Genomic DNA, 12,902 nt, shown 5'->3' on the forward strand with positions numbered 1-12,902 from the left:
CCCTAAATCAGAATTATTCCAAGAATCAAAATGCCTAAAAAAACTCTTAACTGTCAGACAAGATCGGAGCTATTACATATTAGATTTATTTAACCATATAGTTTTATAGGCATACGAAAGAAAAATGTACAATTGCATCTTCCAAAAAGTTAAATTTTGTTAAAGCGAGACCAATCCGGTGACCAATTTTTAGAGGCCTCTGGTAAGACCTTTAAATGCAGTAAATTTTCAAAAATGGTCGTTCCCTCCGACTCCACCTTCGCTCGCCGAAGCTCATTTTTTTTGAGCGAAGGCGAGCTTTTTTTTAGACCATTTCCCTAATTTTGATTTACTCTGGCGAGCTTCTGTGAACACAGTCCACTGTGATTTATTTTAAAAAAAATGGATAATTGGACTGTTTATTTACTAAGATGTAGTGACGATTTAATTTACATTGGTTGTACCTCTAATTTTGCCCGTAGAAATAAGGAACATAATACAGGAAAAGTGGAGTCTACCCAATATAGATTACCGGAAGTTCAGATCGCACAAATTGTTTGCCAAGATAAATATAAGGCTTTTGCTTTTGAAAAACACCTAAAAACAGGTTCAGGCAGAGCTTTCTTAAATAAACGACCCGTTTAGATAAACCATACTAGAGAAATGGGAAGTTAAACCTGCAAAACCATCTTCACTCGTGAAAACACAGCCACTCCCTCTTGATTTTATACTCTAGGTCTCAATTAAAAATCCCGTAATCACAGGGTTTGCAAGTTTTTTTGGGATTAAGCTTATCAATTTAAAACCCGTTCAAAATCTACATTGGAAGGCTTAGGTGCATCTAAAGACACTATTTTTCCTTCTTTATCGATTAAAATATACCTGGGTATTTCTACGACGGCATAGTGTTTTTGGAAATCAGAATTATCATAAGCTATCAGTTGGGTATTGGTTAAGCCATATTTTTTAATCACTCTCTTCCATCTTTCATAATCTTTTTTTCTATCGATTGAAATAGATACAAATTCTATATCTTCATATTTTTCTGCCATTCTTTTAAAAGCAGGGAGTTCTTTAATACAGGGGCCGCACCAGGTGGCCCAAACATCTATATAAACGTTTTTCCCTCTTAGGCTCTCTAAACTTATAATTTCATCATTCAAACTTTCCAGAGCAAAATTTGGAGCCTCATTGCCTATATGTAAGTTTTTTAATGCTAAATATTGCTCAGTAATAGCATCGATGTATTCCTGTTTTCTAAGTGAATTCTTATAGAGATTAAAAATATTATCCAGGTTTGGACCCTGTTTTAATCCATATATCATTTTACGCCGAAATAGATCATCTTTTACATCTCCGTTTGGAAAATCTTTATCTATTTCTCTTAGGTAAGCAAGAACTACATTATTCCCATATTCTTTGCGTTTATCCATTGCCAATTTCTCATAATAAAAATTTACCATCGAAGGATATCTACCGGTATGAGAAAGTGAATAACTCAAAGTGTCAGTGAAGTCTAATGAATTCAGATTTTTATAAAAATCGTCACTCAAATCTGGATAGTCACCTTTTAGATTAGTATGTATTTTTGGATATAGAAGTTGCTGAGAAGCTATTTCATAATCAATTTGCTTTATTTCCTGCTTTTTAAAATCAGCCTGGACATCGGCATCATTCAAAGATTGAACGATATTTTTCTTGTACTTAAATAATTCCTCTAAAAATTCAGCCTCTTTTTTAGTGAAAATTGGTCTTTCATTAAATGCTTTTTTTAGTTTTAATTTTTTAAGCAGGTATTCGTTTTCTTCTTTAGAATCTCCTGAATAAGAGATTTTGTTATAGAAATATGGATCAATTTGAATTTTTGTTTTTGTTCCGCGCCTTAAGTATATGGGAATACTATTTCGATTAAAAAATAGGTTGTAGTATCCAGAGAATGGCAGGCTAAGTGTATCAGCTAAAGTAACTGTTCCTTTACTATTACTTTTAATTTTATGTTGATAGTCTTGAAATCCATTTGAAATTGTAATTTCATTGGTGGTTATATTTGCTATTTGAAATTCAACGACAGTTTTATCTTCATCTATGGATTTACAGCTTAACAGAAAGAAAATAAAACCGAAATAAATTAGAATTCTATTCATTTTTAATTGGGATTCAAAAAGCGCAGGTTTTGTCAACCTCAAAAACCACACATTTTTTAATTAGTATTTTCAATTAGAATAGCGATTAACCTTAAACTAGCTATAAACTCGCACCTGGTTAAGTTACATAAATTTAACCGGTATCTTTTTTCGAATTAAATTCAAAATGGGAATACCAGAGGGCAGTCCATTTTCAGGATGCCTTTTTATTTTTTAATTTCTTTAAAAAGAAAATTTCATACTTATAAGTATCTGACTTGGCCTCAGAGTATAGGTGCTTTGAATGTATGCAAATTCATTATTGGCCACTCGCACAAATTCATCAGTATTTAAAATATTATTCCAGCTCGCCTCGAGATTCTCAACCATTGTCGGTATAGGTTTCTTAACAATAAAAAATCCTGCCCAATTTAATCGAACAGGATTATTTTAAAACTTAGAATGTTGGGGATCTAAGAATATAAAAGCTTAGGCCGGAATCTGCTCTTTGACTTCCGGAGTGGCTTTTCTACGGCTTATTTCTCCATTCAACAAGCTCAATTCCCTGTTGGTTTGTCCTTTTACTGAAGAGTTTTCTTCGGCTCTTCTTAATAAATAAGGCACCACATCTGTAACCGGGCCAAAGGGCACCAGTTTAGCCGTGTTATAGCCTCGCTTAGCAAGATTATAGCTAATCTGATCGCTCATCCCGTAAAGCTGACTAAACCAAACCCTGGGATCATCTTTAGCAATATTTTGATCTTCCATAATCTGCAAGGCCAGATAGTTACTCATCTCATTATGAGTACCTATAAATATCGAAAAATCATCTAAATGGTCCAGGCAATAGGCCATTACGCTGTTAAAGTTTACATCGGTTGCTTCCTTATTTTTACATATAGGAGATTTTTTGCCATATTTTCGGGCTCGTTTGTTTTCTTTCTCCATATAGGCACCACGCACTACCTTGGCCCCTATTTTAAAACCTTCCTTTTGTGCTTTTTTATGCAGCTGCTTTATATATTCCAGCCTATCCCAACGATAGCACTGGATAGTATTAAAAATCAACGCATCTTCTTTATTATACCTGCGCATCATTTCCTCCATCAGGTCATCTGCTGCATCCTGCATCCAACTTTCTTCAGCATCGGCATACAACCTCACCCCAAGTCTGCTGGCTTCCTTACAAAGACCTTCCACTCTTTCTTTAACACGTTCCCATTCATCGCTTTCTTCAGAATTCAGGCTGATTTTACTGCTCAATTTTTTCCAGATTTCAAAACGCCCCAGGGCTGTGGGTTTAAAAATGGCAAAAGGCACTTCAGATTGTTCTTTGGCCAGGGCAATGAGTTCTTTCTTCACCTCGAAGGCCGAATTAAATTCCTCCTCATTCACTTTTCCTTCTACCGAATAATCCAGAATACTGGAAAGATTTACCTCATCCATTTCCCTGATAATCGGTTTGCAATCATCGATGCTTATGCCGCCGCAAAATTGATCGAAAATGGTATTTTTTATTAGTGGTTGCACCGGGAGTTTGGCCTTTAAGGCAAATTTGGTAAAGGCTATGCCCGGTTTAATGAGAAAAGGTTTTCCCATTACCCCAAAAAGCAAGACTGCGCGCTTGAGTTCTAAATCTGATTTTAAACGGAATGCCGTAGCGGTATCATTAAATAATTTTTGCTTTATCATATCACGAACTTAGCTCTTATAAACACTTTTTAAAAGGCCCTTATAGAAAGCTTAACCCATATTTGCCTGTTTAGGTGCTTTGAGTTAATCTTGCTATGATTTGAGGTATAATAAAATATTAAATACTGAAGAAAATTGGGAAAGGCTTAAGAATCTGAAACCTTTATTCCCTGACCATTAGTTTAAATCCTTTTCCGTGTGAGTTTTCTATACTCACCCTGTCATCACGACTAAGATATTTACGCAGATGTGAAATAAATACGTTTAAACTTTTCCGGTTAAAATAATCATTCTTCCCCCAAAGCAATTCCAGGATTTCCTTATGGCTGCATAAATTACCTTGTTGCTGAATTAGGTAAACCAATAACTTATGTTCTTTTGTAGTTAGGTGTATGGGTTCACCTCTGAAGACTAATTCCTGATTTTTAAGATTTAGCGAGTATTCTCCTAATTTATATTCAGAAATTTCAGAAGAGCTTTCAGCATTAGTAGGCTGCAACCGGGACAATAGCACCTGAATACGCGTTACCAGTTCTTCTTCATCAATAGGTTTTTTCAGGTAGTCTACGGCACCCAGGGAAAAGCCTTTAAGCACATCGATTTTCATGGAACGGGCGGTTAAAAATATAAAAGCCTGGTTGGGGAAATTCACTCTAATTCGCTTTGCCAGTTCAAAACCGTCTATGTCGGGAAGCATAACATCCAGAATTATTAGGTCAAAGCTAAGACTATCGAGCAGCTCAAGGGATTTTTTTCCGGTTTGACTCCAAATTAAATCGAAAGCTTTTAGTTTGAGATATTCAGATAACAGGTATCCCAGAGAATCATCATCTTCTACCAGCAAAATTTTATAAGCTCTATTCTTCACGATCTTAAAGGTATTATTAATTTCACCAGGGTGCCCTGGTCTATTTTGCTTTTTAATTCAATTTTTCCGCGATGTTTTCGAATCACTTCCCTTACATAGCTTAAACCCAGTCCGAACCCTTTTACTTTATGAAGATTTCCCTGGCCTACCCTGTAAAACTTTTTGAATATGCGAGCCTGGTCTTTTTCAGAAATTCCCTGGCCATTATCCTGAATCTCAACATAAAGATGGTGGTTTTTAATTTGGGTTGAGAGTTTAATTTCAGGAAAATCTGCATACTTCCTGGCATTATCCAGTAAATTATTTACTGAATTTTCTATATGTGAAATCGCAAACCGACCATCGTAAGGCCCAGGCGTCAAATCATAGCTGAATTTAAAACCCTCCAGTTTTGCCTGCATCTCGAAATTTTTGCAGCACTCCAGGATGGCAGGTTCCAGGTCGATAGATTCAAATTGCATAATATTTTTCTTGCTTTCCAATCCTGCAAGTTCCATTACCTGGTCTATATGCCGATTTAAACGCTCCAGTTGTTTTCGAATATGGCCTGCTACTACAGTTCGCTTTTCCCGGTTAACCTCAGTCTCCAGAATTTTGGTAGCGACCCCAATTGAAAAAACCGGTGTTTTAAGTTCATGGGTAAGATTATTAATAAAATCGTGGGTAACACTTATAATATTTCGCTGCAAATAAAAATGCCGAAACACCCATATAAGGACAAATATAATAATGGCTAAAAAAAGTAATCCGGGGATTAATAGCCCGTTTAATTGCGAAAGAAAATAGCGATTGAGATTATTAAACTTTAAGTGTAACTTTAATTCTTTCCCAAGACTTTCAGGCAAATAGCCTATAAGGTCTACAGGATAAACCAAAGCTTCAGCCTCTGAATCTAATTTGGTGGGAGAGCTTAAACTTATGCTTTCATCTTCAGAAGTCAGACTAAATGAATAAGCCGTTTTTATATTTTGATGAGCAAGTCTATCTTCAATCAAATCATTGAGGAAATGCCTTGAAGCATCCTGCAGGCTATCACGGCTTAGGCTAAAATAATTAGTTCCGTTATAAGATTGAAGAATTAAAAAGCTTAGCTGATTCTCTTCTGAAAGATCTTTTCTTAGGTTTTGAGCAACCCGCTCCAGCTTACGCTCAAACTGAACCTGGGCCAAATTAAGCCCAATTCTCAGGTACTGGTATTGCACAACAAACAATCCCAAAACTGAAATAATAAAAAGAGCGATATAAATTTCTTTGCGTTTCAAACTGCTGCTATATTATTAAAAATTATCCTATCTCCCTTTAAATTAAATCTTCCTTAATCTATTTAATACTTGCTTAATCTTTTTGACTTCCCTTTATCCTGCTGTAAAAAAAGGATGCTCTTATTTTGGACAAAAACATTTTAAATATGCATAAAACTACCAAACTCTTGTTTTTTATCGGCCTGAATTTTTTCTTAATGTATCCACATCTCGCTACCGCCCAGGGCTGTGTGGCTATTAGGCATTTTTCCTGTAGCCTGGGTCAGGAATTAGAAAATAATCTATTAAATAAAGGAGAACTTCAGCTTGGAATGAATTACCGGTACTTCAAGTCTTTTAGGCATTTTAAAGGTACAGAAGAAGAACCCGATAGAGTGTCTAATAATACCGAAGTTATAAATTATTCCCACTCCTGGGATTTTAGCCTGAATTATTGACTCAGCGACCGGCTTTTTGCTGCCATCACTTTGCCTTTTATTTTGAACGAGCGGTCCAGCTTGTATGAACACGGCAGGCAGGAGCGCAATATGACTTTTTCCCGGGGATTGGGAGATATTAGACTAGGTGCCGGTTATTGGCTTTTGGATCCTATCACTAATATAAATGGAAATATTGCCATTGGCTTGGGAATTAAATTACCTACCGGAAATTATAATGCCACCGATATTTTCTATAATGTTGGGCCAGAAGGTTCTCCACAGGTGAGACCTGTTGATCAATCTATACAGCCTGGTGATGGCGGATTTGGATTTACCGCCGACTTTCAGTTTTATCGCAGCTTCTCAGATAGATTTTTCGTTTACGGCGGCGGATTTTACCTTTTCAATCCCAGAGAAACTAATGGTATAAGAACCTTTAGAGAAACCCTGAATCCAATTCTCGAAAACGAAGCCATAATGTCTGTAACCGATCAATTTGCGGTAAGAAGCGGATTGGGATATGCGCTTTCCACCAATTTTTCAGGCTCATTGGGTTTACGTTATGAAGGCATTCCTGTAGAAGATGTTTTGGGAAAAAGCGGAGGTTTTCGTCGCCCGGGCAATGTGCTTTCTATAGACCCCGGAATTAGTTATATGAAAGAAAATTTCTCCATCAACCTAAATGTACCTGTAGCCCTTCGAAGAAACCGCCCCCAAAGTGTGACCGATCGCCAAACTGAAATCGCTACCGGAAGCCCCCGAAATGGAGATGCCGCCTTTGCAGACTATCTTTTTAATTTGGGAATCGCATACCGCATAGGCAGAAGCAGGAATATTGAAGAAATTGAGCGGGATAATCAATTGTATATTAAGGACTAGCAGCAACTTTCCAACTAAGATTATAAATACTTACTAATCGGTCCAACCGGGCTTGGTTGAATTTCATTCTGGAAAAGTTTAGAAATCGAAAAACCAAACTGATTTCGATCCTGATTTGTATAGAAATATTCCTAAACATTTAGGCTGAAGTAGCCGTTGAGGTTTTCAGCAGTCTGCTTGCAGGCAACTAAGTAATTATGTTTTAATTCAGTTCAAATTTCTGGCGTTGCTGCGAAAGCAATTTGGCTATTCCCAACATCCTTAAGATCAAAATCCCCACTATTAGGGTAAGACTAATTTTTAAATAGTACAAAGCATTGGTGAAACTAAAGCTGTTTTGGTAATGCGTCATTAACTCCCTGCCAATTTCAGGTTGAATTTGTGAAAGCCGGTGCAAATCGGCGTTAGAATCGTTGAAGGCTCTTCTGGCCTGGCCGTGGATTAACTCATCTACGAGAGCCAAATCCCCGGTTTCCAATGCGTGCAGAATCAAAATTTCGGTCTCCAGATAACCCGCCAGATTTTGTTTTAAGTCTTTCAGATAATATTGTTCCTCTTCTACCAAATAGGTTTTTTCATATTTCCTGAGTATAGCCTCAATATTTTCATTCTCACGTAATATATTTTCCCGGTCAGCCAGGCTTAACTGATAATTATTTTCGTTGAGTTCTTCAAAAATTATTCGCTTCTCATGCAGTAATTCTGAAAGCTCATATATTTGAGCGGCCGGCAATAAACGATCTTCATACAGCGATGAGATATCCTTATTGATTTTCTTCAGATTATTATTTTCGAGCAAACTTGATCCTAAAAAGAATACGAAGAGCATAAAAAGAAGCAACACCAAAGCAGTTCTTTTTTGAGGGCGAAGGGAATATAATGCTTTCATAATGTCAAACCATAAACAGGCGAAAGTTTAGTTGTAATCTTAAAGCTTCAGCCAGAATTCGATATTAAAAATAACAATTTTCAGGCAGATATTTTAAGATTATTTTAATAGAAAAAGCCCTGATTTCCATATTCGAAATCAGGGCTTTTAAATTTTTATAGTCTCAGGCCTAAAAATAGCAACCCCGCCCGCGTCTTCTGCCGGGATTTGACTCACTGTCGCCTATTTTAAAACTTAAACTAACTAAAAATTGGTTTAATCGGGAATCGGTAAAATTAGCACGGTTTATTCCGTATTCACTATTTACAATATCTATGGGTTGTGTTTCAGCTGTAGCTAACGTACGGTCATATCTAAAATCCAGTTCGAATCTTCCAAAATTAAATTTCACCCCGGCCTGTGCGGCTAAAGGAGTGTTTTGTACAACTATAACCTGGTTTGGTGGTTCGGTTCCATCAAGAGAAGAGCTCATGATATTCTGATAGGCCGGACCGGCATATACATCTATGGGGCCCCATACGTTATAGCCAAATAACAAGGGAATACTAAGCTTTTCTACAGAATAAGTCGACGGCTGCGAAGGAAATTCAAAGGTGGTCTCCATTGAATGATACATAGCCTCGGGGCGTATAAAGAATTTTCCGAATTTCAATTGAAAGAAAACTCCTCCGTGAAATCCAAATTCAGGATCTGCGTCTACAGTTCCATCAAAAAAAGTGCCTCCGGAACTAATTCCTGTTATAGAACCTCCCATCACATAATTACCACCTCCTTTTATTCCAAAACTATATTCCTGGGCCTGGGTGTAGGTTAAACTAAATAGCCCTAGTAAAATCAACAAAAATGATTTTTTCATACCGGTAGATTTATTGGTCTTTAATCGTAAATAAATTCAGGGAAAAACCCAACTTTCAAATTAGAATAATTTTTCGTCCCGAGCCTGTCATTATGCTTTGCTACAGTCTTCCTGCTTGTAATGGGCAAAAGCTCGAATCTCGAGTAAATATATCAATTATATAAAATAATCAAAGTCTCGCATACATCTTTTTAACGTAAAAATTCCCACTTGAGTATATGGTATATAAAAAGCGCCGGAATTTCTCCGGCGCTTAGTGATCTATTAGATAAATTGATTTTTAGTGTACGATGATAGGGTCTGGGTTTCCATCAGGATCTCCGTTAACTGTCCCATCGGTGCTGGCATTTCCAAGAAGCAATACACCTGCTGCGTGAGGAGCTGCCATAGAAGTACCACTAATGGTGTTGTATCCACCGCTCTTCCAGGTAGATTTTACCGCTACTCCAGGAGCAGCATAATCTACTGGAGGATTACCATAGTTAGAGAATGAAGCCCAGTTATCGTTAGAATCCATAGCAGAAATAGTATAGATATTAGACCCGTTTACTCTGGCTGGAGAAGAATTATTCGCATCACTGCTTTCATTACCGGCAGCCAATACAAATTTAATTCCCTGCTGTGAAGCTGAAAGTACAGCCTGATCTAAGGCATCTGAAGTTGGTCCTCCAAGACTCATATTAGCTACATCTCCTGAATTTCCGTAGGCAGCAACGTGATCTACCCCGGCAATAACACCAGAATAAGATCCGCTTCCACGGCTATCCAAAACTTTTACAGGAATTACAGTTGCTCCTGGAGCTACTCCAATTACCCCTATGTCATTATTAATTGCAGCGATTGTTCCTGCTACGTGAGTACCGTGACCATTTCCATCATCGGCAGATCGCCCGTCTTTTCCAGAAGTAAAAGCATTGAATCCGCGGGATGCGTCTACATTTAGATCGGCGTGATCTAAATCGATTCCGCTATCGATCACCCAGGCTACGCCCGAACCGTTATAGCTTGATACTCCATTTACACGAGCGATACCATAAGGAGTTTCCTGATTTGAGCTACCTCCATCATCTCCTCCACCATCACCATCACAAGGTCCTCCATTTGGAGTACCACAGGGAGGTGCAAACTGTACAATTCTGTCTTCTTCGATAAAATCTACTTCTTTAAGTCCGCGAAGTTTTTCAACATCGGCAGAAGAAAGTTTTACGGCAGCACCGTTAATGGTTTTACTGAAAACTGAAACGATATCTCCAGGAACCTCGGCTCGTGTTAATACCTGTTTGGCTGTATTGGAAACCTCTTCCTGGGCCTTGGCGTAGTTTTGAGGATATTTAGACCCGGCATCTCCGGTAATCTCCTTATTAAAAACTACAATATCTTATTGACGACCAGGCAATGATTTGAAAATGAAGCAAATACTATTCAGCGGTTTCTCCTTCCCATTCCATAAATCCGCCTTCCAGATTGTAGGTCTTCTTAAAGCCTAATTGATCCATAAGGCGGCACGCCTGTTCACTTCGCTTGCCAGAACGGCAATACACGTAGTAACTTTTATCTTTATCTAGCTTTTCGATCTCGTCAACAAAACCCTGACCTTTATATATATCGATATTTTGCGCCCCCGGAATATAGCCCTCTTCTACTTCTTCCTGTGTGCGCACATCTAATATTACAGCATCCTCATCCTGCTGCATTCCCTGCTTCCAATCATCCTGATTAAGCTCTTTCATTCTGTATAGTTTTAAGTTTATAGGGTAAAGATAAGAATCTCCTTTTTTCTCTGCTGAAGAATTTTTTCTAACCAAAATATTTTCCTTTTAAAACTTTAACATTCCTTTAAAGTCTAAATTGTAAATCTGTCTTATATTTGTACCTACAAATGTTGTTGAAACAAATGAATATTGAAGAGCATATAAAAACTCAAAGCAAGTTACCCGCTTCGAGACGGCTTATATTAAGCGTCCTGGTTTCAGCCAATTCGATGAACGAAAAGGTAACTGAAGCTTTAAAGCCTTTTGATATTAGTATTCAGCAGTTTAATGTGCTGCGAATTTTGAGGGGGCAAAAAGGCAAGCCCGCTAATCTTGGTACCATTCAGGAACGTATGGTGAGCAAGATGAGCAACACCACCCGCCTGGTCGACAAATTAATCGCAAAAGGATTGACTAAAAGAGTGATTTGTCCCGAAAATCGCAGGAAGGTTGAGATAAGCATTACCCTACAAGGTTTGGAATTTTTGGAACAGGTAGACCCGGTGGTAGCTTCAGTTGAAGCAGAAATTACTTCAGCCTTCAGCGAAACGCAAATGAATCAGCTTTCAGAAGAATTAAGCAAACTCAGAAAATAAATTTAAACCAAAACTCAAATATTTAGTAACTCAAAAACCGATAAAAATGAAAATGAATTTTTTAAAAAGCGCTGCTACTGCAGTAATCGTACTTGCCTCTGTAACTTTCGCTACCGCACAGGAGAAGAAGGAAATCAAGGCCGATCAAAGTAGTGTGAAATGGACCGGAAAAAAAGTGACCGGCCAACACTATGGTGAAGTAGATTTCGAAAAAGGTCACCTATTAATGGATGGTGATAAGATCACCGGAGGTGAATTTGTAATCGATATGACCAGCATCGATGTGCAGGATCTTAGCGGAGAAAACAAAGGTAAACTTGAAGGTCACCTGAAATCTGATGATTTCTTCGGAGTTCAAACTCATCCAAACGCGAAAATGGTGATTACCAGCGCCTCTAATAAAGGAGATGGAGTTTATGGGATTGTAGCCGATCTTACTATTAAAAACAAAACCAACCAGGTAACCTTCGATTTGGTGAAAAACGGAAACACCGCTACCGCCGATGTTACAATTGATAGATCAAAATACGATGTGCGTTACGGTTCAGGAAGTTTCTTCGATAACCTGGGAGACAAGACTATCTACGACAACTTCGACCTTGAAGTAGAACTTAAGTTCTAAGAAGACTATAATTAAATACCGGGAATTAAATTGCTATGAAAACCGCCTAATGGGATTAAAATTCAAATCCCATTAGGCTAATTCCCCAACTCAAAAGAAAAATTATTACTATGAAAAAACAAGTAAATGCACAGGCCAGTAATGTTGCCTGGAAAGGGAAAAAAGTATTGGGTTCACACGAAGGTACTATCGATTTAAAAGATGGTGTTCTGGAATTTGAAAACAACGAGATCAAAGGTGGAGAATTTGTAATGGATATGACTACTATTACCTGTACCGATCTAACCGGAGATGACAAGGCTGGTTTAGAAGGTCATCTAAACTCCGATGATTTCTTCGGAATCGAAAAATACCCCACCTCTAAACTCGTGATCACCAGCGTTGCCAAAAAAGACGATGGTACTTACGGTGTGGTTGGCGATCTTACTATAAAAGAAAAGACCAATCCTGTAACTTTCGATCTTGATTTTTCTGAAGAATCTGCAACCACCAAACTTAGCATCGACCGTTCAAAATTCGATGTGCGTTATGGTTCCGGAAGCTTTTTCAGCAACCTTGGTAATCAAACCATTTATGATAATTTCGATTTAAATATCGACCTTAGGTTTTTAAATTAAATCACAGGATTTTTTTGTAAAAAAGGCTGCCATTAGGCGGCCTCTTTTATTGACATTCGTTCGGAAATGAAATGGCGGGATTATTCCCCCGGAGCGATGCTCCGGGCTATGGTTTTTGAGCCCTTCAGGCTCGATTAGTCCAGGCCAAGGTCTGGCGCCTCTCAGCCCGGTTCAGGCTCAGTGAGCTCAGGCTGGAAGCCTGACACATCACACCTTTAGGCAACACCCCGGGATAACCGGCACCAATCACCCCAGGCTGAAGGCCTGACATATCACACCCTGGGGCTCCGTCCCTGTATCCACGACACCAATCACCCTCAGGCTGAAGGCCTGCCATATCACACCCTGG

Annotated in this window: 14 protein-coding genes and 1 pseudogene; 6 read left to right on the plus strand and 9 right to left on the minus strand. The window is 38.2% G+C overall.

The genetic code is table 11. The annotated features are described in order from the left end of the window. Window positions 1-381 precede the first annotated feature (381 nt). Complete coding sequence (locus ACW6QP_RS10300; RefSeq protein ID WP_457910791.1) at window positions 382-624, plus strand: GIY-YIG nuclease family protein; 243 nt, start codon at window positions 382-384, stop codon at window positions 622-624. A gap of 149 nt (window positions 625-773) precedes the next feature. On the opposite strand, the gene ACW6QP_RS10305 is transcribed toward ACW6QP_RS10300, so the two are convergent. The 4 genes from ACW6QP_RS10305 to ACW6QP_RS10320 all read right to left on the minus strand — a co-directional run bounded on the left by ACW6QP_RS10305 (window position 774) and on the right by ACW6QP_RS10320 (window position 5,924). Then, on the minus strand, window positions 774-2,165 hold the full coding sequence (locus tag ACW6QP_RS10305) for a redoxin domain-containing protein (protein ID WP_457910792.1): 1,392 nt from the start codon (window positions 2,163-2,165) through the stop codon (window positions 774-776). Window positions 2,166-2,591: 426 nt separating this feature from the next. Then, window positions 2,592-3,794, minus strand: a complete 1,203-nt coding sequence (locus ACW6QP_RS10310) for a proline dehydrogenase family protein (RefSeq protein WP_457910793.1) — start codon at window positions 3,792-3,794, stop codon at window positions 2,592-2,594. A 163-nt stretch (window positions 3,795-3,957) separates the two neighbouring features. Next, a complete protein-coding gene (locus ACW6QP_RS10315; protein ID WP_457910794.1) occupies window positions 3,958-4,662 on the minus strand; it encodes a response regulator transcription factor in 705 nt (234 codons plus the stop codon). Beyond that, window positions 4,659-5,924, minus strand: coding sequence for a sensor histidine kinase (locus ACW6QP_RS10320; protein WP_457910795.1), 1,266 nt, complete (start codon window positions 5,922-5,924; stop codon window positions 4,659-4,661). The genes ACW6QP_RS10315 and ACW6QP_RS10320 overlap by 4 nt, the downstream gene beginning before the upstream one ends. A 197-nt stretch (window positions 5,925-6,121) precedes the next feature. Here ACW6QP_RS10320 and ACW6QP_RS10325 point away from each other — a divergent pair, with 197 nt between their 5' ends. Together ACW6QP_RS10325 and ACW6QP_RS10330 are read left to right on the plus strand one after the other, a co-directional pair. Further along, entirely contained in the window at window positions 6,122-6,361 is a 240-nt protein-coding gene (locus ACW6QP_RS10325) for a hypothetical protein (protein ID WP_457910796.1), read from the plus strand. A gap of 42 nt (window positions 6,362-6,403) precedes the next feature. Beyond that, a complete protein-coding gene (locus ACW6QP_RS10330) occupies window positions 6,404-7,222 on the plus strand; it encodes a hypothetical protein (protein WP_457910797.1) in 819 nt (272 codons plus the stop codon). A 202-nt stretch (window positions 7,223-7,424) separates the two neighbouring features. Here ACW6QP_RS10330 and ACW6QP_RS10335 read toward each other — a convergent pair whose 3' ends face one another. The 5 genes and pseudogenes from ACW6QP_RS10335 to ACW6QP_RS10355 form a co-directional block, all read right to left on the minus strand. Continuing rightward, the gene (locus ACW6QP_RS10335) at window positions 7,425-8,111 is read right to left on the minus strand and encodes an MCP four helix bundle domain-containing protein (RefSeq protein WP_457910798.1); all 687 of its coding nucleotides are present in this window, start codon (window positions 8,109-8,111) and stop codon (window positions 7,425-7,427) included. A gap of 169 nt (window positions 8,112-8,280) precedes the next feature. Further along, window positions 8,281-8,967 carry an outer membrane beta-barrel protein gene (locus ACW6QP_RS10340; RefSeq protein WP_457910799.1) on the minus strand — a complete coding sequence of 229 codons (687 nt, stop codon included), beginning with the start codon at window positions 8,965-8,967 and terminating at the stop codon, window positions 8,281-8,283. 280 nt (window positions 8,968-9,247) lie between these two features. Continuing rightward, the gene (locus tag ACW6QP_RS10345; RefSeq protein WP_457910800.1) at window positions 9,248-9,946 is read right to left on the minus strand and encodes a S8 family serine peptidase; all 699 of its coding nucleotides are present in this window, start codon (window positions 9,944-9,946) and stop codon (window positions 9,248-9,250) included. A gap of 204 nt (window positions 9,947-10,150) precedes the next feature. Further along, window positions 10,151-10,342: pseudogene (locus ACW6QP_RS10350) on the minus strand (S8 family peptidase); the annotation flags it as partial. A 43-nt stretch (window positions 10,343-10,385) separates the two neighbouring features. Next, window positions 10,386-10,697 (minus strand): rhodanese-like domain-containing protein, encoded by a 312-nt coding sequence (locus ACW6QP_RS10355; RefSeq protein WP_457910801.1) that lies wholly within the window; start codon window positions 10,695-10,697, stop codon window positions 10,386-10,388. A gap of 164 nt (window positions 10,698-10,861) precedes the next feature. Between ACW6QP_RS10355 and ACW6QP_RS10360 the strand changes: the two genes are divergently transcribed. The 3 genes from ACW6QP_RS10360 (at window position 10,862) to ACW6QP_RS10370 (ending at window position 12,553) form a co-directional block, all read left to right on the plus strand. After that, window positions 10,862-11,314 (plus strand): MarR family winged helix-turn-helix transcriptional regulator, encoded by a 453-nt coding sequence (locus ACW6QP_RS10360; RefSeq protein ID WP_457910802.1) that lies wholly within the window; start codon window positions 10,862-10,864, stop codon window positions 11,312-11,314. Window positions 11,315-11,360: 46 nt separating this feature from the next. Next, a complete protein-coding gene (locus ACW6QP_RS10365; RefSeq protein ID WP_457910803.1) occupies window positions 11,361-11,936 on the plus strand; it encodes a YceI family protein in 576 nt (191 codons plus the stop codon). A gap of 110 nt (window positions 11,937-12,046) precedes the next feature. After that, complete coding sequence (locus ACW6QP_RS10370) at window positions 12,047-12,553, plus strand: YceI family protein (protein WP_457910804.1); 507 nt, start codon at window positions 12,047-12,049, stop codon at window positions 12,551-12,553. Window positions 12,554-12,902: the final 349 nt, after the last annotated feature.

This window comes from Salegentibacter haimaensis (assembly GCF_054121495.1).

Coding starts and splice junctions, on each gene's coding strand:
- ACW6QP_RS10300 (WP_457910791.1), top strand. CDS start 382: ATGGATAATTGGACTGTTTATTTACTAAGATGTAGTGACGATTTAATT.
- ACW6QP_RS10310 (WP_457910793.1), bottom strand. CDS start 3,794: ATGATAAAGCAAAAATTATTTAATGATACCGCTACGGCATTCCGTTTA.
- ACW6QP_RS10325 (WP_457910796.1), top strand. CDS start 6,122: ATGTATCCACATCTCGCTACCGCCCAGGGCTGTGTGGCTATTAGGCAT.
- ACW6QP_RS10335 (WP_457910798.1), bottom strand. CDS start 8,111: ATGAAAGCATTATATTCCCTTCGCCCTCAAAAAAGAACTGCTTTGGTG.
- ACW6QP_RS10340 (WP_457910799.1), bottom strand. CDS start 8,967: ATGAAAAAATCATTTTTGTTGATTTTACTAGGGCTATTTAGTTTAACC.
- ACW6QP_RS10355 (WP_457910801.1), bottom strand. CDS start 10,697: ATGAAAGAGCTTAATCAGGATGATTGGAAGCAGGGAATGCAGCAGGAT.
- ACW6QP_RS10360 (WP_457910802.1), top strand. CDS start 10,862: ATGAATATTGAAGAGCATATAAAAACTCAAAGCAAGTTACCCGCTTCG.
- ACW6QP_RS10365 (WP_457910803.1), top strand. CDS start 11,361: ATGAAAATGAATTTTTTAAAAAGCGCTGCTACTGCAGTAATCGTACTT.
- ACW6QP_RS10370 (WP_457910804.1), top strand. CDS start 12,047: ATGAAAAAACAAGTAAATGCACAGGCCAGTAATGTTGCCTGGAAAGGG.